Below are 20170 nucleotides of genomic sequence, written 5' to 3'. Positions count from 1 at the left end.
CTCCAGTCTTGCGCGCGGCGGGGACGCGCACCCGGTACTCAGCCGGAACTCACCCGGATCTGAGTACGCGCACCCATGTCCTGACGGGGTGACGGGCGCCACACTCCGACCATGAACAACCCCCTGCCCCCGGCCGAGGAGCTCGTGCTCATCGACCGCGAACTGATCCAACTCGACGCCCGGCGCCACTTCCTGCTGAGTCGCCGTGCGTGGCTGCTGGGCGCTCAGGCCCCCCAGGCGTGGGGTGCGCCGGCCCGTCCGCCCGTGCCCGCACAGGGGGCGGAGGCCTCGGGTCCCGGCGCACAGAACGTGCTCCTGGTGCTGGGCGCGGTGCTGCTGGCCGTCGCCGCGCTGGCGTTCACGCTGGTCAGCTGGGGCTCCCTGGGGATCGCCGGGCGCAGCGCGGTGCTCGCCGTGGTGACGGCGGCGGCGCTCGGCGCCCCGGTGGCGCTGCTGCGCCGGGGACTGCGCTCGACCGCCGAGGCGGTGGCCGCCGTCGGTCTGCTGCTGACGGTGCTGGACGCGTACGCGCTGTACGCCGTCGGCATGCCCGAGGTGGACGGCACCGCGTACGCGGCCGGTGCCGCGGCGGTGCTGGCGGCGGGGTGGGCGGGGTACGGGTTCTCCCTGTCCGCGCTGCGGATCCCGGTCCCCGCGGCGGTGCTGACGGCGCAGCTCCCGCTGCCCCTGGCGGCGCTGGCCGCCGGGGCGGCGGGGCTCGACATGGCCTGGGCCCTGCTGGGGACGGCCACGCTGGACGCGGGGCTCGTGCTGCTGCGGCCGGGGCGCTGGTCCCGCTGGGCGGGGGCGGCGGGCTCGGTGGCGGGCGGGGCCGCGCTGCTGACGGGTCTGGTGGAGTCCGCGGCGGCGGAGTCGACGGGCGCGGCCCTGGCTCCTTCGGCCCGGCTGGCGGCGGTGGCCGCGCTCGCGCTGCTGGTGGCGTGGCGCGCTTCCGGTCTGCGGGCCGCGTTCGCCGCGGCGGGCGCCCTCGCCGCGGTGGCGGCCCTGGGCGGCTTGCTCCGGCCGGAGCTGAGCCCGTCCTGGGCGGCGGTCGGGTACCTGGTGGCGGCCCTGCCCCTGCTGGGGGCCCTACGGGTCTCCGCGCTCCCGGAGCCGGTCCGGCGCGGCCTCGCCCTGGCCGGGGCGGGGGTGGCCGTCCTGCAGGCGGTGATCTGCGTGGCGTGGGTGGCGACGGTGCTGGTGGACCGGCTGCGGGTGCTGGAGGAGGTCTGGTCGGTGACGACTCCCGCTGCGACTCCCGCTGGGGCGGCCGCCGACGGACCGGGGCTCGCTCCGGTGGTGGCGCTGCTCCTGACGGCCGGGGCCGCGGGGTGGCTGGTCCGGGTGCTCCCGGGGCGTCCGGAGCCGGCGGTGGCGGCGGTGGTCCTGGGCTGGGCGGCGCTGTTCACGGCCCCGGTGGTGCTCGGTGTGGCTCCGGGCGCGGTCTTCGCGGCCCAGGTCGCGGTGACGCTGGCGGCGGGCCTGTTCGCGCTGCGGTCCACGGCGGTGGCGGCCGACGGCGCCTCCGCGAAGGCCGCCACGGCGGCGGCCGGCGGCGACCCGGCGGGCTCCGGGACCGTGCCCGCAGGCGACGGCACCCCCACGGGATCCGGGTCCGCGGCGGTCTCCGTGCGCGGCCTCGCCGGGGTGGCCGCGGGCGTCTGCGCGCTGGCGGGGGCCCTGAGCGTGTCCGTGGCGGCCCTGGACGGCCGGCTGGCCACCTTCGGGGTGCTCGGCCTGCTGGCGGCCGCCTGTGCGGCGGGAGCGGCCTACCGGCCCGCGCCGGTGTGGGCCCGCGCGGGGGCCGCGGCGCTCGCCGTCGGGTACGCGGCGCTGCTCGCGGTGGCGCTGGGCGCGCTGCTGGAGCGGCCGGTGGCCTGGTGGGCGCCGCCGGTGCTGGTGGTTCCGGCGGCGGTGGCGGCGCTCGGGCCGCGGCTGGGCGTCGTACGGGTCCCGGCCGAGGTCGCGGCGGCCGCCTCGGGTCTCCTCGCGGTGGCCCTGGCCACCGGGGACGCTCCGGTGCTCGCGCTGGTCCTGGCCCTGGCCGGGGTGGTGTGCGCGGCGGCGGCGGTGCGGCCCGAGCGCCGGTCGGCGGCGGGCTGGCCGGCCGGGGTGCTGTTCCTCGCGGCGACCTGGGTACGGCTGGCGGCTTCGGAGGTGACGGTGCCCGAGGCGTACACCCTGCCGGTGACGGCGGCGGCGCTGGCCGTGGGGTTCCTGCGGCGGCGCCGTGATCCGCTGGCCGGGTCCTGGACGGCGTACGGGCCGGGCCTGGCGGCGACCCTGCTGCCGAGCACCCTCGCGGTGTGGGGCGATCCGCACTGGCTGCGGCCGCTGCTGCTGGGGACGGCCGCCCTCGGGGTGACCCTGGCCGGCGCCCGCGGCCGGCTGCGGGCACCGCTGCTGCTGGGTGGGGCGACGCTGACGGCGGTGGCCCTGCACGAGCTGACCCCGTACGTCATCCAGGTGGTGGACGCGCTGCCGCGCTGGCTGCCGCCGGCGCTGGCGGGGGTGCTGCTGCTGGCCGTGGGGGCCACCTACGAGAAGCGGCTGCGCGACGCCCGCCGGCTGCGGGAGGCCATCGGCCGGCTGAGGTAGCCCGGCGGGGCCGGAGCCGGGGCCGGACAGGTGAAAAAGCCAGAGGCCCGGAGACTGTGAAAGTCTCCGGGCCTCTGGTCCGGGTGGGCGATACTGGGTTCGAACCAGTGACCCCTTCGGTGTGAACGAAGTGCTCTCCCACTGAGCTAATCGCCCGGACGCACCGCAAACATTACCGCATGTCAGCGGTGCTCTCCGCCATGGTCGGGCGGGCTCACTCCACCTCGCGCTTCCAGGGCAGCACGAGCCCGTACTTCCACAGGTAGAAGCCGATCAGGACGCCCGCGATCGCGAGCCCGACGCTGGTCAGGATGATGTTGCGGCGGCGGACCTTCGGGTCCAGGGCCTTCTGGGCGGCCTCGCTGACCTTGCGCTTCGTCCAGCGCAGAGCGAGGTGGGCCCAGGCGAATTCGGTGGCCCAGATCGCGAGGCCCGCGAAGATCGCCACCCAGCCCGGTCCGGGCAGGACCAGCATGGCGACGCCGGCGCCGATGACGGCGAGGCCGATGATGAAGACGCCGACCTGCCAGCTCAGGTGCAGACCCCGGCGGGCCTTGACGAAGGCCGGCGCCTTGGAGACGTGCGGCGCCTCCTCGGCGGCGGCGGATCCCTCCGCGGCGTCGGCCGCGGACTCGACCGCGGCGTCGGCCGCGGGACCGGCTGTGGATTCGGCTGTGGATTCGGCTGCGGACTCGTTGGTCTCGCGGTCACTCCCCGTGTTCATGGGGACGAATCTACCGGAGGTCCCAGCACACGTGAATGGTCGTTTGGATCCGCCGTCCGAGGGACCCAGAGGTCCGCAAAACGGTCAGAGGGGTTTACAACGGCACCGTAGGTGGCATGTCGATTTCGCCGACGTGCGAATCCCCGAGCGCACACTGAGCGAAAGGCCCTGGCGCTTATGAACACCACGGTCAGCTGCGAGCTGCACCTGCGCCTCGTTGTGTCGAGCGAGTCCTCACTGCCTGTTCCCGCGGGCCTGCGGTATGACACGGCCGACCCCTACGCCGTGCACGCCACCTTCCACACCGGCGCCGAGGAGACGGTCGAATGGGTATTCGCCCGCGACCTCCTCGCCGAGGGCCTTCACCGGCCCACCGGTACCGGCGACGTCCGTGTATGGCCGTCCCGCAGTCACGGTCAGGGGGTCGTCTGCATCGCCCTGAGCTCACCGGAGGGAGAAGCACTGCTCGAAGCACCCGCCCGAGCACTGGAGTCGTTCCTCAAGCGGACGGACGCCGCGGTTCCACCCGGGACCGAACACCGGCACTTCGACCTCGACAAGGAGCTCTCCCACATCCTGGCCGAATCCTGAGCCAGGCCTACAGAGGGAACCCTCCCCCGGCTGAGCCCGGGGGCCGTACGACACCGTCCGACTCGGGGCGACGGTGCACGGCGGACAACCACATACGGAAGTGCCGGCGCTGTTCACGCGGAAGCCACCCGCGTGGACGGCGCCGGTGCGCTGTGGGGTGACCCGCTAGAGTCGGCCAGCGGCGGCGGCAGCAGACCGTCACCGCAGGCCCGGCCCTTCAGGGAGACCCCGTGCAGATCCCCCACGACACCCGTCGCGCGCTCGACGTCGTCGTCGCGCTGGTGAACACCTCTGCCGAGACGGAGCAGCCCGACGCGCTGGCGGACGTGAACGCGCTGCGCGCCTTCGTCCACGAGTACGCGATCAGCGACGTCGGCGAGCTCAGCGCCCGCGACCTCGCCGGCGTGCGCACGGTGCGCGGCAAATTCGCCCAGGTCTTCGCGGCGCCGAACTCCCGCATCGCCTCCGTACTGATCAACGAGCTGGTCGCGACGGCCGGCACCACCCCGCAGCTGACCAACCACGACGGCTATGACTGGCACGTGCACTACTTCGCCCCGGGCGCCTCGGTGGGCGACCACCTGGCGGCCGACGGCGGCATGGCGCTGGCCTTCATCGTGGTCTCGGGCGAGCAGGAGCGGCTGCGCCGCTGCGAGGCCCCGGACTGCCGCCGGGCTTTCGTCGACCTGTCCCGCAACCGCTCCCGGCGCTACTGCGACAGCCGCACCTGCGGGAACCGGCTGCACGTGGCGGCGTACCGGGCCCGGCGCAAATCCGAGCTGGGGACGGAGCCGGGCTCAGAGCAGGAAGAGATCGTGCACGGCGGCGAGCAGCAGCAAGCCTCCGATCACTCCTAGGAAGATCATCAGGGGCGGCTGGGAGAGCGCGAAGAGGCAGCCTCTCGGCTCCTCGGCGACGGGAACGGTGGCCGGCGCGGGAACGGCGGGCTCACCCGATGATGTGTCGGGCATGTCGGGGCGATGATGGCCCAGCGGACCGCCGCGCGCCCCTCAACACGCCAGACGGAGCGCACGAGTTCACCGGATCCCGTCAGATCAGGTGGTTCCCGCCCCGGATCACCGCGAAGACCCGCCGCGAAGACCCGCCGCGCGGACAGGGGCCGCGCGGCCGGGAACGGCCGGGTCAGATGCCGTGCTTCTTGAGGATCGCCTCGATGTCGGAGAAGTCCTCGGCCGGGGCGGCCGCCGGGGTGGGACGCGGGCGGGCCCCGTCGCCCAGCGAGGGCGCGGAGGCGGCCGGGGCGACGGCCTCCTGGGCCGGGCGCCCCTTGGCGGCCTTCGGCTGCTTCTGCTTCCCCTCCCCCGCACCCGCGCCGCGCCGCTCTATCGCGCGGGTGGTCACGAAGAGGAGCCAGGCCAGCCCCAGCACGGCGAACCCGGCCCAGACGGTCGGCTTGAAGACGATCCCGGTCGCCCACGCCACGACGCCCGTCATCACCAGGCCGACGGGCACCAGCGAGTACGCCGCGATCCGTGTGGCCGCGAGGAATCGCTTGCGGTAGGCGGTCAGCGCGGCGATGCCCAGGCCCGCCGCGGACACCGCGGAGCAAATGGTCTCGGCGAGCATGCGGGGCCTCCAGGGGCGGTTCTGTCGGTCGGACCCGGCCGGCGGGCCGGGCGTTCTGTCCCCATCCATCCTGCACCGGCCACCCTCGCCCTGGCCACGGTCGGAGCCCCCCGCGGGCGGATCTCCGGGACATCTCCGGGTCCGGTCTCCTCCCGAGGTCCCGGTCCGTGCTCGTCCCCGCGGGCTGGGAGACTGTCCGTATGACCGATTCCGTGATCCTCGACGTCTGGTGCGAACTTCAGTGCCCGGACTGCCACAGCGCCCTGGACGACGTGCGCGCCCTGCGGGCCCGCTACGGCGACCGGCTGGACATCCGGCTGCGCCACTTCCCGCTGGAGAAGCACAAGCACGCCTTCGCCGCCGCGCAGGCCGCGGAGGAGGCCGCCGAGCAGGGGCAGGGCTGGCCCTACGTGGAGGCCGTTCTCGCCCGCACCGCGGAACTCGGCAAGGCCGGCGAATCGGTTCTCGTCGAGGTCGCGCGTGAACTGGGCCTGGACGCCGAGGAGTTCGACACCGCCCTGATCGACGGCCGGCACATCCTGATCGTGGACGCCGACCAGGCCGAGGGCAAGGCGATCGGCGTGACCGGCACCCCGACGTACGTCATCGACGGGGAGCGCCTCGACGGCGGCAAGAGCCAGGCGGGCCTGCGCGAGCGCATCGAGGAGATCGCCGACCGCCTGCTCGCCGCGGACGCCTAGGCCGTCTCTTTCGGATCTTGCCGGTCAGGCCCGCGTCGTCCGGTGCCGTACCTCGCCGCGCTGCCGGGGCTCCCGCGTACTGGACGTACTCGGGTGCCTCGGCAGTGCGGCGAGGTGCGGTGCCGGGCGGCGCGGGCCAGGCAAGATCCGAAAGAGACGGCCCAGGCCCGACGCCTCAGATCAGGTCCTTGGCGTAGTTGAAGTTCGTCGTCCGGTAGCCGAGGGACTCGTAGAGCCGCAGGGCCGGGACGTTGTCCGTGAAGACGTGGAGCGCGAGCACCCGGTGGCCGGCGGCCAGGGCGGTGCCTTCCGCGAGGAGCATCAGGTCCCGGCCGTGGCCGCGGCCCCGGTGCTCCTCGGCGACCGCGACGTCGTAGACGTACGAGTCCCCGCCGTTCGGCGCGACCCAGACGGTGCCCACCGGGACACCGGCCGCCTCCAGCACGGAGAAGCTGACACCCGGGGTGGCCAGGCCCAGCGGCAGCATGGACGCGTGGTCGTTCACCGACTTCGTCCGCGCGGCCCCGGCCGGCATGCCGCGGCCGACCCAGTTCTGCGCGTAGCTCTCCAGCGCGTCCGCGTGCCAGGTCTCGAACTCGGCCTCCGTCATCGGGCGGCCGGCCACCCCCTCGGACAGGGCGGGCGGCCCGGCCGGGAGCTCCTTGGCCATGTTGCGGCTGTACTCGGCGTACCCGAGGGAGCCGGCCAGCCGCAGCCCGCCCGCCGAGCCGGCCGGGACCGAGACGCGGACCCGCCGGCAGCCCCAGGCGCGCAGTACTTCCTCGGCGGCGAGCGCCGCGACCGTGGCACGGCCGCGCCGGCGGTCGGGCTCCTCGACGGCGAGGTCGCGGATCTCGGCGACCGTCGGCCCGAAGGGGGTGTCCGAGGCGAGCAGCAGGGCGCCGACGCGCCTGCTGTTGACGCGGATCTCGTACGGGCGCGAGCGCGCCCCGCCGGTGCTCTGCTGAAGCGGCCCGCTCGGCCGCAGGGTGGTGGTCATCAGTCGAGTTCTACCCGCCCTGCGGCCCGAAGCACAGCAGAATTGTCCGGTCCCGGTCAGGAGCGGGGGTCGGGGTCCTCGGCGGAGCGGGCGTCGAAGATCCGCATGGCCTCGGCCGTGACGGGACCGGGGGCGGAGCCCAGCTCGCGCCCGTCGATCCGTACGACGGCCTGGACGTCGCGCAGGGAGGAGGTCAGGAAGACCTCCTCCGCCTGCTCCAGCGCCTCGAAGGGCAGATCGGTCTCCTTGGCCCCGCACCATGCGGCGACGAGCGCCCGGGTGATGCCCCCGAGGCAGCCGGAGCCCACGGGCGGGGTGTGCAGCTGCCCGTCGAGGACGACGAACACGTTGGAGCCGGTGCCCTCGCAGAGCCGCCCGACGGTATTGGCGAAGAGGGCCTCGGAGGCTCCGGCCCGGTGGGCGGCGGCGAGCGCGACCACGTTCTCGGCGTACGAGGTGGTCTTCAGGCCCACCACGGCGGAGCGCTCGTTGCGCACCCACGGCACGGTGACCACGGCGGTGGTGTCGGGGCGGCGGGTGGCCCCGGCCAGCGCGACGATCAGCGTCGGGCCGGCCTCGCCGCGGTCGGAGCCGAGCGGGGAGACGCCCCCGGTGTAGGTGACGCGCAGCCGGCCGAGCGGCACCGGGTTGGCCTCCAGTACGGCGGCGCAGGCGCGGCGCACCTCGTCCGGATCCGGGTCCGCGAGGCCGAGCCCCCGGGCGGAGCGGGTCAGCCGCTCCAGGTGCCGGGTGAGCGCGAAGGTCGTGCCGTGCTCCGCCTTGAGCGTCTCGAAGACCCCGTCGCCGACGGTGAGGCCGTGGTCGAACACGGACACCTTCGCTTCGTCGGCGTCCCGCAGTGCTCCGTCGAGCCAGATCCTCACCGTACGGTCCTCCCGCTTTCGTCCGTCTGTGTTTCCGTCGTGCCCGTCGTGCCCGTCGTGGCGATCTTGCCCGCCGCGCCGATCACGCCAGTCTCACCTGCATCACGTGTCACGTTCGCCACGATCGGCTCGACGGCTCCCGACGCTACCCGCAGCAGCCGGGCGGCCTTCAGCTCGGTCTCCGCCCACTCGCGGTCCGGGTCGGAGCCCCAGGTGATCCCGGCGCCGGTGCCGAAGAGCAGCCGGGGACCTCCGGGGGCCGTGCGGTCGATCCAGAAGGTCCGGATGCCGACGGCGAGCTCGGCCGTGCCCCGGTCGGCGTCGACCCAGCCGATGCCTCCGCAGTAGGGGCCGCGCGGGGCGGTCTCCAGGGCCTCGATGATCCGCAGGGCCGAGGATTTGGGGGCTCCGGTGACGGAGCCGGGCGGGAAGGTCGCGGCGAAGAGCTCGGGCCAGCCGGCGCCCTCGGCGAGTTCGCCGGCGACGGTGGAGACGAGGTGGACGAGGCCCGGGTGCTCTTCGAGCGCACACAGCTCGGGGACGGTCACGGAGCCGGTGGCGCAGACCCGGCCGAGGTCGTTGCGTACGAGGTCCACGATCATCACGTTCTCGGCGTGGTCCTTGGGCAGCAGATCGGCGGCGGTGCGGCCGGTGCCCTTGATCGGGCCGGACTCGACGCGGCGGCCGGTGCGGCGCAGGTAGAGCTCGGGGGACGCGGTGGCGATCTCGACGCCGTGCGCCGGCAGCCGAATCGTTCCTGCATACGGGGCCGGGTTGCCGCGCGCGAGCAGCGCCGTGAGGGCGTCCACGTCGGCGCCCGCCGGATCGGGGAGCGGCGCGGACATCACGCGGCAGAGGTTGGCCTGGTAGACCTCCCCCGCCTCGATGTGCGCGCGGATGCGGCGTACGCCCGCGGTGTACGCGGCGCGGCCGAGGGAGGAGGTCCACGCGTCGGCTTCGGGACCGTGCCAGGCCCCGGGGACGGGGGCCGGCACCGGGTCGGGACGTATGTCCCCGAAGCGCGCACAGACGAGACGGCCTTCGAAATCGGCCGTCACCGCCCAGAAGCCGGTGGAATCCAGGGCTGCGGGATCGCTGGTGACATCTCGGAGATCGGTCGCGAGAAGGCCGCCGAAGCGGGCGAGGGGAGGCAGGTCGTGCACGGCTGCGAGTCTATGACCGGTGACGCCCGCGCGCCGGTGAGGCGTCTGCCGGGTGACCGGCGGTGATCGGGCGGCAGCACGCTGCGGAAACGCGTTTTTGAGCTGGCCCGGGAATCCGCTAGAGTTCAACTCGTCGCCAGGGAGCGAAGGGGGAAAACCCCGGAGCGAACACGGTGACCTGCGGACGTAGCTCAGTTGGTAGAGCACCACCTTGCCAAGGTGGATGTCGCGAGTTCGAGTCTCGTCGTCCGCTCTAAGGTGGGGGATCATCTTCCCGAGGACCCCCTGCTTGCTCCATGGTGGAGTGGCCGAGAGGCGAGGCAACGGCCTGCAAAGCCGTCTACACGGGTTCAAATCCCGTCTCCACCTCCAAGGACGATTAGCTCAGCGGGAGAGCGCTTCCCTGACACGGAAGAGGTCACTGGTTCAATCCCAGTATCGTCCACTGGTCCGCAAGGATCCCCGCGCGATTAGCTCAGCGGGAGAGCGCTTCCCTGACACGGAAGAGGTCACTGGTTCAATCCCAGTATCGCGCACGCAGTATGCTTCAGATCTGCCACCCGCGGTGCTCGCACCGTGAACGTGGTCCCGCGCGATTAGCTCAGCGGGAGAGCGCTTCCCTGACACGGAAGAGGTCACTGGTTCAATCCCAGTATCGCGCACCAGTTGTCCGAAAGCCCCGGCCGTTCCCACGGCCGGGGCTTTCGCGTGTGCGGGCCGCGGTCCCCTGCGGGCCCGGTGGGCGGGTGGGTGCCGGTCGGTTCCGGGCCCCACCCCACCCCCTCGGGCTCAGGAGGAGAAGAGCATCCGGCCGAAGCCGCCCTTGCGGTGGCCGTGACCGTGGCCGTAGCCGCCGTGCTGCGGGGCGCCCCAGGCGGGCGCGGGGGCCGCGTGCTGCTGCGGGTACGCGGCGGGGGCGGGGGCCGGCGGGGCGGCCGGGGGCGGGACCTGGCCGTACTGGGAGGTGTACTGGGACTCCAGGCGGGTCAGCGCCTCCAGCTCGCCGTAGTCGAGGAAGATGCCGCGGCAGCCGCTGCACTGCTCTATCTGGACACCGTTGCGGTTGTACGTGTGCATCATCGCGTGACACTTCGGACACTGCATGACCGGATCAACTCCTCGCCGTTCTCGTCGACACCGGATGCGTACCCGGTGGCGTGGGGCTCACCCTACGACGGAGGGTTCGGCTCCAAGTCGGGCGGGAGGGAGGCAATTCGGGCGCATGCCTCCACCATCAGCCGCTCCACTTCGTCGAGTCGGCGCCGTTCGCGGGCTGCCTTGGCGAGGGCCAGCGCGGCCGTCTGCACGGTGAGCGCGCGGGCCGCGAGGTCGAGTTCCGGCCAGGGGTCGCTGCCGGGTGGACCGGCCGCGGGGCCGCCGGCGGCCCGGTAGGCGTCGAGGAAGCGCAGCCAGGTCCCGGTGTCGAGCAGCCCGGCGGCATACCAGGCCGCGGGCCGGGCGAGGTCCCAGGCGGGCGTGCCGAGTCCCAGGTCGTCCACGTCGATCAGCCGCCAGCCCCCGGCCGGGCCCCGGACCAGCTGCCCGAGGTGCAGGTCGCCGTGGCAGAGCGCCCCGCCGGACGGCGGCGGACCCTCGCCCCGGGCCCACCCGGGGAGCGTGGCCGCGGCGGCCCGTACGAGCCGCGCCAACTCCGCGGCGTCGGCGTCCGCGCCCGCCGGCCCGGCCGCGACCGCCTGCCCGGCGGGGATGGCCAGAACGGCGCGACGGGCTCGGTCCGCACGGCCGGAGGACGGCCCGGCGGCGAGGGCGGCAGCCGCCCCGGCCCGGGTCGGCCCGTCTCCGGAGCAGCCGTCGTGGCGGCCGTCGCGGCCACGGTCCTGGCTGCGGTCGCAGCCGCAGCCGAAGTCCCCGTCGCGGCCGGAGGGCAGACGATCGCGGTCCCGGTCGGAGGGGCGTTCCACGGCCGACCGCCCCCGCGGGGCGCCGCCCGGGTCACCGGCTGCCGCGTCCGCGTCCGCGTCCGCGGTACAGCCCGGCACGGCGCGCCCCGCGGCGCCCGGGGCCCAGGGCGGGTGCGCCGCGTCGAGACGGTGGAGGGCGCGGGCGAGTTTCGCCGGGCCGCGCATCGGGGGGAGCGGGTACGGGAGGTGGTGGAGCGGGGTCCGGTGGAGGGCGGCCAGCAGCTCGGCGGCCGGCTCCCAGGGGGCCTCCTCGGGGCGGTCCGGAGCGACCGGAGCTCCGTAGGGCCACAGGGAGACGGGCCGGGAGCCGACCAGGCCGAGCCCGGTGCGCAGCGGGGGCAGCAGGACCCCGGCCAGCGCGGGGTCCCCGGCCACGCGGATCCGTACCGCCAGGGCGTCGGGGTCGCTGTCGCCGGCGTGCGCCTTGGCCACGACGTTCCCGCAGCGGACCACGGTGCCGTCGTCGCGGTCCGCGAGGAGCACGTACTCCGCCGCGCCCGCGTACGCGGCGAGCTCGGCCGCGCTCACTCGCTCCAGCGGAACCACGCCTCGGCTCTCCCCGTGCTCCGCACCCCGGGCGGGTGCTCCTCGGGACGAGGGTACGCAGCGCGCGGCCGGGCGGCAGTGGCCGTACCGCCGGACGGACGCCGTCGGCCACCGCCGGACGGAGTCCGGCGCAGCGGCCCGAAGCCCGGGAGGCGCGCCGGCGCCGAGCGGTGCGAGGGACACGAGGGGCATGTCGGAAAGGAGCGTGCGCGGGCATGAAAAAGGGTGCTGCGCGTCCGGCTCCCCAGCCGTACGCGCAGCACCCTTCACCTGCCGTCCGTCGACCGCTCCCCCGTCCCCACGGGGTTCGGCCGGTGACAGTCCCGGCCCAGGCCGCTCTCCTGGGCCCGGGGCGCCGCTCAGCGCCCCAGCATCACGCTTACGGACGACGCCTGTGCCGCCACCTGGTCGAAGCCTCCGAAGACGAAGAGCAGGAGGGCGGCCAGGGGGAGCACCATGGCCGCGGCCACCAGTGGGTGGCGACGACCGGACTCATGGCTGTTGAACGCGAATGCCTTGCGTCCCTGCCGTGCGATGTCCGCCATGGTCCTCTCCCTGTCGTTTGGCAGCGGCGGGTTTATGACCTCGGGGGACGAGTGCTCCACCCGCCGCTTGTCTTCAACACTAGGCGCGGGAAAGGCTCCTGGCCTCATGCCTTCGTACCCATTGCCTGGCCTCCGGGAGGATGACGAGTCCACCTCGCGCGTACTCCCCTGGGTGGAGACCCGCCCCCCGGCCTGAGGGTCTTCCCGGAGGGGATCACCGGAGCGTAGTGACTTCGCTCACTTCCGTCACTCACCGCATACGTCCGGCCCCCGACCAGGCACTCCCAAGATCAACCGGACGGGCCCGGTCCGACCTGCGGCCGCCACTCCCCCACTCCCCCGCCTTGAACCCCAATTCCCTTGAAGACGGCCGGGCTTGACCGAACGGCCCTGCCCCGTACATGCGTCCTACCGGTGGTCCGGCGGTTCCCCAAGTGGACTGCCCCGTACTGACAATCGAATCCCCCGGCGAGGGCGCGGCCTCTGAGCGCGCATGCCGGATGGTCCGTAAGCTGTGCCACGTCAACAGGACGACCGGTCAGCGGGGTGGACATGGCGATGATGCGGCTCCGGCGCGAGGACCCGCGTGTCGTCGGCTCGTTCAGGCTGCACCGGCGCCTCGGCGCCGGCGGCATGGGCGTCGTCTATCTGGGCTCCGACCGGCGCGGACAGCGCGTCGCGCTCAAGGTGATCCGGCCGGACCTGGCCGAGGACCAGGAGTTCCGTTCGCGCTTCGCACGCGAGGTCTCCGCCGCCCGGCGGATCCGGGGCGGGTGCACCGCGCGCCTGGTGGCCGCGGACCTGGAGGCGGAGCGCCCCTGGTTCGCCACGCAGTACGTGCCCGGCCCCTCCCTGCACGACAAGGTGGCCGAGGAAGGCCCCCTGACGGCCTCGGCCATCGCCGCCATCGGCGCCGCGCTCTCCGAGGGACTGGTCGCCGTACACGAGGCCGGGGTGGTCCACCGCGACCTCAAGCCCTCGAACATCCTGCTGTCGCCCAAGGGCCCGCGCATCATCGACTTCGGTATCGCCTGGGCCACCGGGGCCAGCACCCTCACCCACGTGGGAACGGCCGTCGGCTCCCCCGGCTTCCTGGCACCCGAGCAGGTGCGCGGCGCCGCCGTCACCCCCGCCACGGACGTGTTCTCCCTCGGCGCCACCCTCGCCTACGCGGCCACCGCCGACTCGCCCTTCGGGCACGGCAGTTCCGAGGTCATGCTGTACCGGGTGGTGCACGAGGAGCCCCACCTCCAGGGTGTTCCGGACGCCCTCGCGCCCCTCGTACGGGCCTGCCTGGCGAAGGACCCCGACGAGCGGCCGACCACGCTCCAGCTGTCGATGCGGCTCAAGGAGATCGCGGCCCGCGAGGCGCACGGGATGGGCGACAGCCGCCCGCCGGCGCAGCGGGCGCGGACCGAGCGGCCCACGGGGCGGCTGCCCGAGGAGTACGCCGAGGGGTACGCGGACCAGCGCACGGAGCGCCGTAGCGCCGGCACGCCCGCCCCGGGACGTCCGGGCACGGGAACCGGAGCGGGTCAGGGGAAGGCGCAGACCAAGGGGCAGGGACCGCGCGGCGGGCCGGACTCGCGACCCTCCTCGTCCCGGAGCACCGGCTCGCGGGGCCCCGGCTCCACCGCCGGGCGTACGGGCGGCCGCCCGGCTCCCCGTACGACGGGCACGGGGCGCCGGCCGTCACGGCCGGACCCCAGGCTGATGCGCCAGCGCCTGATCGTCTTCGTCGTGGTGACGCTGCTCGTGGCGCTGGGCATCGCGCTGGCCCAGAAGCTCTAGGGAAGGCCCTACGGGCGGCCGCTGGCCACCGCGTAGAAGGCGACGGCCGCGGCCGCGCCCACGTTCAGCGAGTCCACCCCGTGTGCCATGGGGATCCGCACCCACTCGTCGGCGGCGACCAGTGCCTGGGTCGACAGTCCGTCCCCCTCCGCGCCCAGCATCAGCGCGACCCGCTCCAGCGTCTGCGGGGCGGCCACGTCGATCGGCGAGGCCTTCTGGTGCGGGGTGAGGGCCAGCAGCTTGAAACCGGCCTCGCGGACCGAGTCCAGCCCCTTGGGCCAGGCCTCCAGCCGGGCGTACGGGACGGAGAACACGGCGCCCATGGAGACCTTGACGGAGCGCCGGTACAACGGGTCCGCGCAGTCGGGCGAGAGCAGGACCGCGTCCATGCCGAGGGCGGCCGCGCTGCGGAAGATGGCGCCGATGTTGGTGTGGTCGTTCACCGCTTCCATGATGACCACGCGCCGGGTGGTGGCGAGCAGTTCCTCGGCCGTGGGCAGCGGCTTGCGCTGCATGGAGGCGAGGGCGCCGCGGTGCACGTGGTAGCCGGTGACGCGCTCGGCGAGCTCCGGGCTGACGGCGTAGACCGGGGCCGGGAGCTCGTCGATGACGTCGCGCATGACGTCGACCCACTTCGCGGAGAGCAGCATCGAGCGCATCTCGTACCCGGCGTCCTTGGCGCGTCTGATCACCTTCTCGCCTTCGGCGATGAAGAGACCTTCCGCGGGCTCGCGCCTGCGCCGGAGTTCTACGTCGGTCAGGCCCGTGTAGTCGCGCAGGCGCGGGTCGTCGGGGTCTTCGACGGTGATGAGATCAGCCACAGGGTGATACTGCCTTGTCCTGGGTGCGGTGCCAACGGCTCTGCCGGGTTGCGGGATTGCGGGGACGTCACTCGGCCACGGGCCGGTGGACCTTCACCACGTCGCCGATCACGATGACGGCGGGCGGCCGTACCTCCTCGGCACGGACGGTCTCGCCGACCGTGGCCAGGGTGGCGTCCACCCGGCGCTGGGAGGCGGTGGTGCCCTCCTGGATGACGGCGACGGCGGTGTCGGCGGGGCGGCCGTGCCGGACCAGCGCCTCGGCGATCAGGCCGATCTTGTCGACGCCCATGAGGATGACCAGGGTGCCGGTGAGCTTGGCCAGCGAGGCCCAGTCCACCAGCGAGCGCGGGTCGTCGGGGCCGACGTGGCCGCTGACCACGGTGAACTCGTGGGCCACGCCCCGGTGGGTGACCGGGATGCCGGCCGCGCCGGGCACCGAGATGGAGCTGGAGATGCCGGGCACGACGGTGCACGGGATGCCGGCCTCGGCGAGGGCCTGGAGCTCCTCCATGCCGCGGCCGAAGACGTACGGGTCCCCGCCCTTGAGCCGCACCACGGCCTTGCCGGCCTTGGCGTGGGTGATGAGGGCGTCGTTGATGGCCTCCTGGGCCATGAAACGGCCGTACGGGATCTTCGCGGCGTCGATGACCTCGACGTGCGGCGGGAGCTCGTCCAGCAGGTCACGGGGGCCGAGCCGGTCCGCGATGACCACGTCGGCCTCGGCGAGGAGGCGGCGGCCGCGGACCGTGATCAGGTCCGGGTCGCCGGGCCCGCCGCCGACCAGGGACACGCCCGGGGTGTGCGGGCGGGCGGCGGTCAGGGAGCCGTCCCGCAGCCCCTCGACGACCGCGTCGCGGACGGCGGCGGAGCGGCGGGGGTCGTTGCCGCTCAGTACGGCGACGGTGACGCCCTCCACCCGGCCGGTGGCCGGGGTCCAGGCGCTCGCGGCCTCGGCGTCGTCGGCGCGGACGCACCAGACCCGCTCGCGCTCGGCCTCGGCGGAGGCCGCGTCGTTGGCGGCACGGTCCCGGGTGGCCACCAGGGCGTACCAGGCGCCGGCCAGGTCGCCGGCCTCGTAGCGGCGGCGCTCCCAGCGGATCTCACCGGTCTCCGCCATGGCGTCCACGGAGGGGGTCGCGGAAGGAGAGATCAGGACGATGTCGGCGCCGGCCGCGATGAGCGCGGGCAGCCGGCGCTGGGCGACCTGGCCACCACCGATCACGACGACACGGCGGCCCGTGAGGCGGAGTCCGACGGGGTAGGCGGGGTGTGCCGGGTGTCCCATGGCGGTTGCGGCTCCTGATGCGGCGGTGACGGCGGGCCGCTGCGTCGCTGGAGCGGCTGATCGGGCGGTGACGTGCGGTGGCCCGTCCGGGGTCCACGATACGACCCGCCTGCGCGGCGGTCGCCTCGGGGGCCGCTCCCCCGGCCCTGCGGAGCCCCGCTCCGCCCCAGGCCAGGGGGCTCACGCCCCATGATCACCGGCTCGTACGTGATCTCCGACCCCGGGTCGGCTGCGCGGCCGGTGCGGCTCGCCGGGCCCTGCGGGGCTTTCCCCACCCCGCCCCTTCCCGAAACCGGGGCTCCGCCCCGGACCCCTTCGGGGGCTCCGCCCCCGGGCCCCCGCTCCTCAAACGCCGGAGGGGCTGGATCTTGCCGGGGGCGGGGACGGGGTGGGGTGGGGTGGGGTGTCGTCCGGGACGTAAAACGTGATGTGTTGGCGCGAGAACAAGGCCATCGGGGCGCAGCGGGCACAGGGCGCCATAAATCATGAGTCCCGGACGACACCCCACCCCGGCCCCGGCACCGGCCCCCCGCAGCAAGCCCTACTTCTCGGTGACACCCGCCGAGTCGAACGTAGCCACCTCGTGCATCGCCCGCGCAGCGCTCTGCACCAGCGGCAGCGCCAGCAGCGCCCCCGTACCCTCGCCGAGGCGCAGGTCCAGGTCGACCAGCGGGCGCAGGCCGAGCTTGTTCAGGGCCGCCACGTGGCCCGGCTCCGCGCTGCGGTGGCCCGCGATGCACGCCGACAGCGACTCCGGAGCGATCGCACGGGCCACCAGCGCGGCCGCACCGGCGCTGACGCCGTCCAGGATCACCGGGGTCCGCAGGGAGGCTCCGCCGAGGAGGAGGCCCACGATCGCCGCGTGCTCCAGGCCGCCGATGGCCGCCAGGACGCCGATCGGGTCCGCCGGGTCCGGCTGGTGGAGTTCCAGCGCGCGGCGCACGACCTCGACCTTGCGGGCGTGCGTCTCGTCGTTGATGCCCGTGCCCCGCCCGGTGACCTCGCCCGGGTCCACCCCGGTGAAGACCGAGATCAGCGCCGCCGACACCGTGGTGTTGGCGATGCCCATCTCTCCGGTCAGGAGAGCCTTGTTGCCCGCCGCGACCAGGTCGCGGGCCGTCTCGATGCCCACCTCGATGGCCGCGACGGCCTCCTCGCGGGTCATCGCCGGGCCGACCGAGAGGTCGGCCGTGCCCGGGCGGACCTTGCGCGGGAGCAGCCCCGGCGTGGCCGGGAGGTCGCCGGCGACGCCGACGTCGATCACGCAGACCTCGGCGCCCACCTGGTTGGCGAACGCGTTGCACACCGCGCCGCCGCCCAGGAAGTTGGCCACCATCTGCATGGTGACCTCCTGGGGCCACGGGGTGACCCCCTGGGCGTGCACGCCGTGGTCACCCGCGAAGATCGCGACCGCGGCGGGCTCCGGGATCGGCGGCGGGCAGACCCGCGAGAGGCCGGACAGCTGGGCGGAGATGATTTCGAGCATGCCCAGGGCCCCGGCGGGCTTGGTCATGCGCTTCTGCCGCTCCCACGCCTCGCCGAGCGCCTTCGCGTCGAGCGGGCGGATGCTGGCGACCGTCTCGGAGAGCAGGTCGTGCGGCTCCTCGCCCGGCAGCGCGCGGCGCCCGTACGTCTCCTCGTGCACGACCCAGGCGAGGGGCCGCCGCTGCGACCAGCCGGCCTGCGCGAGCTCGGGCTCGTCGGGGAACTCGTCCACGTACCCGATGCACAGGTACGCGACGACCTCCAGGTGCTCCGGCAGACCGAGCTCGCGGACCATCTCGCGCTCGTCGAAGAAGCTGACCCAGCCGACGCCGAGACCTTCGGCGCGCGCGGCGAGCCAGAGGTTCTCCACCGCGAGGGCCGAGGAGTACGGAGCCATCTGCGGCTGGGTGTGCCGGCCCAGGGTGTGGCGGCCGCCGCGGGTGGGGTCGGCGGTGACCACGATGTTCACCGGGGTGTCGAGGATGGCCTCGATCTTGATTTCCTTGAACTGCTTGGCACGGCCCTTGGGCAGCGACTTCGCGTAGGCCTCGCGCTGGCGCTCGGCGAGCTCGTGCATCGTCCGGCGGGTCTCGGCGGACTTGATGACGACGAAGTCCCACGGCTGGGAGTGGCCGACGCTGGGCGCGGTGTGGGCCGCCTCCAGGACGCGCAGCAGCACCTCGTGCGGGATGGGGTCCCGGCGGAAGCCCTTGCGGATGTCACGGCGCTCGCGCATGACGCGCAGGACGGCCTCGCGCTCGGCGTCGGCGTATCCGGGGGCCGCCTCGGTGACCGGGGCCTCGGGCTCGGCTTCCGGCTCGGGCTGCGGGTCGGTTCCGGCCTCGGGGGCCTGCCCGGCTTCCAGCGGTACGTCGGCCTGCGCGACGGCGACCGGTTCGGGCTCGGGGGCCACCGCGGCGGCCTCGGGCTCGGGCAGGGGCTCCGGCTCCTCGGCCTGGACCATCGTTTCCGCGGGCTGCGGCTCGGGCTCCGCCGCCACGACGGGCTCCGGCGAGGCAGCAACGGCAACGGCCGCCTCGGCCACGGGCTCCGGAACCGCGACGGGCTCGGGTTCCGGTACGACGGCGGCCTCGGGCTCAGCGAAGGCGACGGGCTCGGCGACGGCCTCCGGCGCGGGCTCCACGAGCACCGGCTCGGCGACGGCCACGGCGGCGGGCACCGGCTCCGCCACGGGCACGGACGCGGGCTCCTGTACGAGAACGGGCTCGGCGAAGGCGACGGGCGCGCCACCGGTCTCGGCGACGGGCTCGCCCGCAGGCTCGGCGGCGGGCTGCGCCACGGGCTCGGCCGCGGCCTCGGCGACGGGCTGTGCCACGGGCTGGGCCGCGGCTTCCGGAGCGGGCTCCACGGTCCACGGCGTCCCGGCCTGCACCGGGATCTCGACCGGCTGCTGCGCCGGGCCCGGCAGGTGCTCGGCCCCGGCCTGCGTGAAGTCCAGGTACTCGGGTCCCGTGGTCGGCGGCCCGGACTGGCGCACCGGGACGGGCATCGCCGGGGTGCTCATGGCCGGGGCCACGGGCTCGGAGCCGATGGGGGACGAGGGCACGGAGGCGACCGGGACGGCAACGGGCGCGGCCGGCGCCGGGGCGTGCACGGGTGCCTGCGCGGGCGCCGCGGCCGGGCCCCGGTCCGCGAGGGACCGTACGACTCCGCCGGTGGCCTCGGGCACGGGCGGACCCATGTGCAGCGGCCGCCGCACCGGGGCCGCGGCGACGGGCGCCACCGGGGACTGGGGCTGCGACAGGGGCTGCGGGGTCACGAGGCCGCCGAGGTCCAGCGCGCCGGAATCACGGCCGCCGGCCTCGTGCGCACCGGCGCCGTAGGAGGCGTCGGCGTAGGACGCGTCGGGGAAGGAGGCGTCGGCGAAGGACGGCTGCTCGGCGAACTGCTGTCCGTCGAAGGACTGCTGCGGGTAGCCCGCGGGCTCGTAGCCGAGCGGCGCATCGGGGACCGGAAGCAGGCCCGGGTGGGGCTGTTGGGGCTGGTGGGGCTGCTGGTACTCCGGGGCCCCCGCGAAGTCGGCGTAGGGGCCGTCCGCGTACGGAGCGTCCGTGTAGGCGGAGGGCTCGGGGAACTCGGGGAAGGCGGGCACCGGCGGGACGACCTGGGGGTCGCTCCACGCGCCCTGGCTGCTCGGCATCAGCAGCAGTTCCTCGTCCTCCGGCTCGGCCGGATGGTCCACGAGGTCCTGGAAGGCGTAGCTCCCGGTCGCCGGGGAGGACGGGGGAACCGGGGCGGGGACGCCCTGCTGATCCACCATGCCCGTGCTGTCCGGGAGACCCTCGCCCGGAACCTGGCCGGTGTCAGTCATGCGTACCCCTCGCCCATCGGTGTTGCCTCTTCGACTGCCCGGTCGCCCACGAGGCCTCACGTACGCCCGCACGACAACCAGTAAGTATTGTCCTGCCCGTTCGCCACCGTGTCGGCCATAACCGCCACGGTCCTCTGTGGACTGCGCCACGTCGCGCGCCCAGCCGGAGCCGCGTGCCCGAATCGTCCGGGC

At 74.5% G+C, this 20170-nt stretch carries 16 protein-coding genes and 6 tRNA genes; 10 read left to right on the top strand and 12 right to left on the bottom strand.

The features are described from left to right. Nucleotides 1–111 precede the first annotated feature (111 nt). Entirely contained in the window at nt 112–2598 is a 2487-nt protein-coding gene (locus AC3IX6_RS31040; RefSeq protein WP_489366545.1) for an SCO7613 C-terminal domain-containing membrane protein, read from the top strand. Between the two features lie 84 nt (nt 2599–2682). Here the strand turns inward: AC3IX6_RS31040 and AC3IX6_RS31035 are convergent. Together AC3IX6_RS31035 and AC3IX6_RS31030 are read right to left on the bottom strand one after the other, a co-directional pair. Beyond that, a tRNA-Val gene (locus tag AC3IX6_RS31035) sits at nt 2683–2754 on the bottom strand. A gap of 58 nt (nt 2755–2812) precedes the next feature. Further along, the gene (locus tag AC3IX6_RS31030) at nt 2813–3322 is read right to left on the bottom strand and encodes a TIGR02611 family protein (protein ID WP_489366543.1); all 510 of its coding nucleotides are present in this window, start codon (nt 3320–3322) and stop codon (nt 2813–2815) included. Nucleotides 3323–3499: 177 nt separating this feature from the next. On the opposite strand from AC3IX6_RS31030, the gene AC3IX6_RS31025 reads away from it, so the two are divergent. Further along, a complete protein-coding gene (locus AC3IX6_RS31025; RefSeq protein WP_030011909.1) occupies nt 3500–3913 on the top strand; it encodes an SsgA family sporulation/cell division regulator in 414 nt (137 codons plus the stop codon). Nucleotides 3914–4143: 230 nt separating this feature from the next. Next, nucleotides 4144–4770 (top strand): CGNR zinc finger domain-containing protein, encoded by a 627-nt coding sequence (locus AC3IX6_RS31020; protein WP_489366539.1) that lies wholly within the window; start codon nt 4144–4146, stop codon nt 4768–4770. A 286-nt stretch (nt 4771–5056) separates the two neighbouring features. Here AC3IX6_RS31020 and AC3IX6_RS31015 read toward each other — a convergent pair whose 3' ends face one another. Next, nucleotides 5057–5500 carry a hypothetical protein gene (locus tag AC3IX6_RS31015; protein WP_489366538.1) on the bottom strand — a complete coding sequence of 148 codons (444 nt, stop codon included), beginning with the start codon at nt 5498–5500 and terminating at the stop codon, nt 5057–5059. 200 nt (nt 5501–5700) lie between these two features. On the opposite strand from AC3IX6_RS31015, the gene AC3IX6_RS31010 reads away from it, so the two are divergent. After that, entirely contained in the window at nt 5701–6201 is a 501-nt protein-coding gene (locus AC3IX6_RS31010; protein ID WP_489366536.1) for a DsbA family protein, read from the top strand. Nucleotides 6202–6376: 175 nt separating this feature from the next. Here the strand turns inward: AC3IX6_RS31010 and AC3IX6_RS31005 are convergent, their stop codons facing one another. From AC3IX6_RS31005 to AC3IX6_RS30995, 3 genes are read right to left on the bottom strand one after another with little or no spacing between them, the layout of a single operon-like run. Further along, nucleotides 6377–7201 (bottom strand): GNAT family N-acetyltransferase, encoded by an 825-nt coding sequence (locus AC3IX6_RS31005; RefSeq protein WP_489366534.1) that lies wholly within the window; start codon nt 7199–7201, stop codon nt 6377–6379. 56 nt (nt 7202–7257) lie between these two features. Further along, complete coding sequence (locus tag AC3IX6_RS31000) at nt 7258–8085, bottom strand: aminotransferase class IV (RefSeq protein ID WP_489366533.1); 828 nt, start codon at nt 8083–8085, stop codon at nt 7258–7260. Further along, on the bottom strand, nt 8082–9248 hold the full coding sequence (locus AC3IX6_RS30995; protein WP_489366531.1) for a chorismate-binding protein: 1167 nt from the start codon (nt 9246–9248) through the stop codon (nt 8082–8084). Before AC3IX6_RS30995 ends, AC3IX6_RS31000 begins: the two co-directional genes overlap by 4 nt. A gap of 180 nt (nt 9249–9428) precedes the next feature. On the opposite strand from AC3IX6_RS30995, the gene AC3IX6_RS30990 reads away from it, so the two are divergent. From AC3IX6_RS30990 to AC3IX6_RS30970, 5 genes are all read left to right on the top strand, one after another. After that, nucleotides 9429–9501, top strand: a tRNA-Gly gene (locus AC3IX6_RS30990). 45 nt (nt 9502–9546) lie between these two features. Next, a tRNA-Cys gene (locus tag AC3IX6_RS30985) sits at nt 9547–9620 on the top strand. A 1-nt stretch (nt 9621) separates the two neighbouring features. Then, a tRNA-Val gene (locus tag AC3IX6_RS30980) sits at nt 9622–9693 on the top strand. Between the two features lie 19 nt (nt 9694–9712). Further along, nucleotides 9713–9784 (top strand) — tRNA-Val (locus tag AC3IX6_RS30975). A 54-nt stretch (nt 9785–9838) separates the two neighbouring features. After that, nucleotides 9839–9913: transfer RNA gene (locus AC3IX6_RS30970), tRNA-Val, on the top strand. Between the two features lie 124 nt (nt 9914–10037). Here AC3IX6_RS30970 and AC3IX6_RS30965 read toward each other — a convergent pair. From AC3IX6_RS30965 to AC3IX6_RS30955, 3 genes are all read right to left on the bottom strand, one after another. After that, nucleotides 10038–10352 carry a TFIIB-type zinc ribbon-containing protein gene (locus AC3IX6_RS30965; RefSeq protein WP_389688447.1) on the bottom strand — a complete coding sequence of 105 codons (315 nt, stop codon included), beginning with the start codon at nt 10350–10352 and terminating at the stop codon, nt 10038–10040. Between the two features lie 65 nt (nt 10353–10417). Then, the gene (locus AC3IX6_RS30960; protein ID WP_489366529.1) at nt 10418–11698 is read right to left on the bottom strand and encodes a phosphotransferase family protein; all 1281 of its coding nucleotides are present in this window, start codon (nt 11696–11698) and stop codon (nt 10418–10420) included. Nucleotides 11699–12075: 377 nt separating this feature from the next. Beyond that, nucleotides 12076–12261, bottom strand: coding sequence for a hypothetical protein (locus AC3IX6_RS30955; RefSeq protein ID WP_489366527.1), 186 nt, complete (start codon nt 12259–12261; stop codon nt 12076–12078). 552 nt (nt 12262–12813) lie between these two features. Between AC3IX6_RS30955 and AC3IX6_RS30950 the strand changes: the two genes are divergently transcribed. Continuing rightward, a complete protein-coding gene (locus tag AC3IX6_RS30950) occupies nt 12814–14052 on the top strand; it encodes a serine/threonine-protein kinase (RefSeq protein WP_489366525.1) in 1239 nt (412 codons plus the stop codon). 8 nt (nt 14053–14060) lie between these two features. On the opposite strand, the gene AC3IX6_RS30945 is transcribed toward AC3IX6_RS30950, so the two are convergent. The 3 genes from AC3IX6_RS30945 to cobT all read right to left on the bottom strand — a co-directional run bounded on the left by AC3IX6_RS30945 (nt 14061) and on the right by cobT (nt 19978). Beyond that, nucleotides 14061–14873: a TrmH family RNA methyltransferase gene (locus AC3IX6_RS30945; RefSeq protein ID WP_489366523.1), complete on the bottom strand. Its 813-nt coding sequence runs from the start codon at nt 14871–14873 to the stop codon at nt 14061–14063. A gap of 67 nt (nt 14874–14940) precedes the next feature. Further along, complete coding sequence (gene cobA, locus AC3IX6_RS30940; RefSeq protein ID WP_489366521.1) at nt 14941–16161, bottom strand: uroporphyrinogen-III C-methyltransferase; 1221 nt, start codon at nt 16159–16161, stop codon at nt 14941–14943. A gap of 541 nt (nt 16162–16702) precedes the next feature. Further along, on the bottom strand, nt 16703–19978 hold the full coding sequence (gene cobT, locus AC3IX6_RS30935; protein ID WP_489366519.1) for a nicotinate-nucleotide--dimethylbenzimidazole phosphoribosyltransferase: 3276 nt from the start codon (nt 19976–19978) through the stop codon (nt 16703–16705). Nucleotides 19979–20170: the final 192 nt, after the last annotated feature.

It is taken from the genome of Streptomyces sp. GL_141, assembly GCF_057834385.1.
This window is presented reverse-complemented; position numbering and strand designations above follow the sequence as displayed.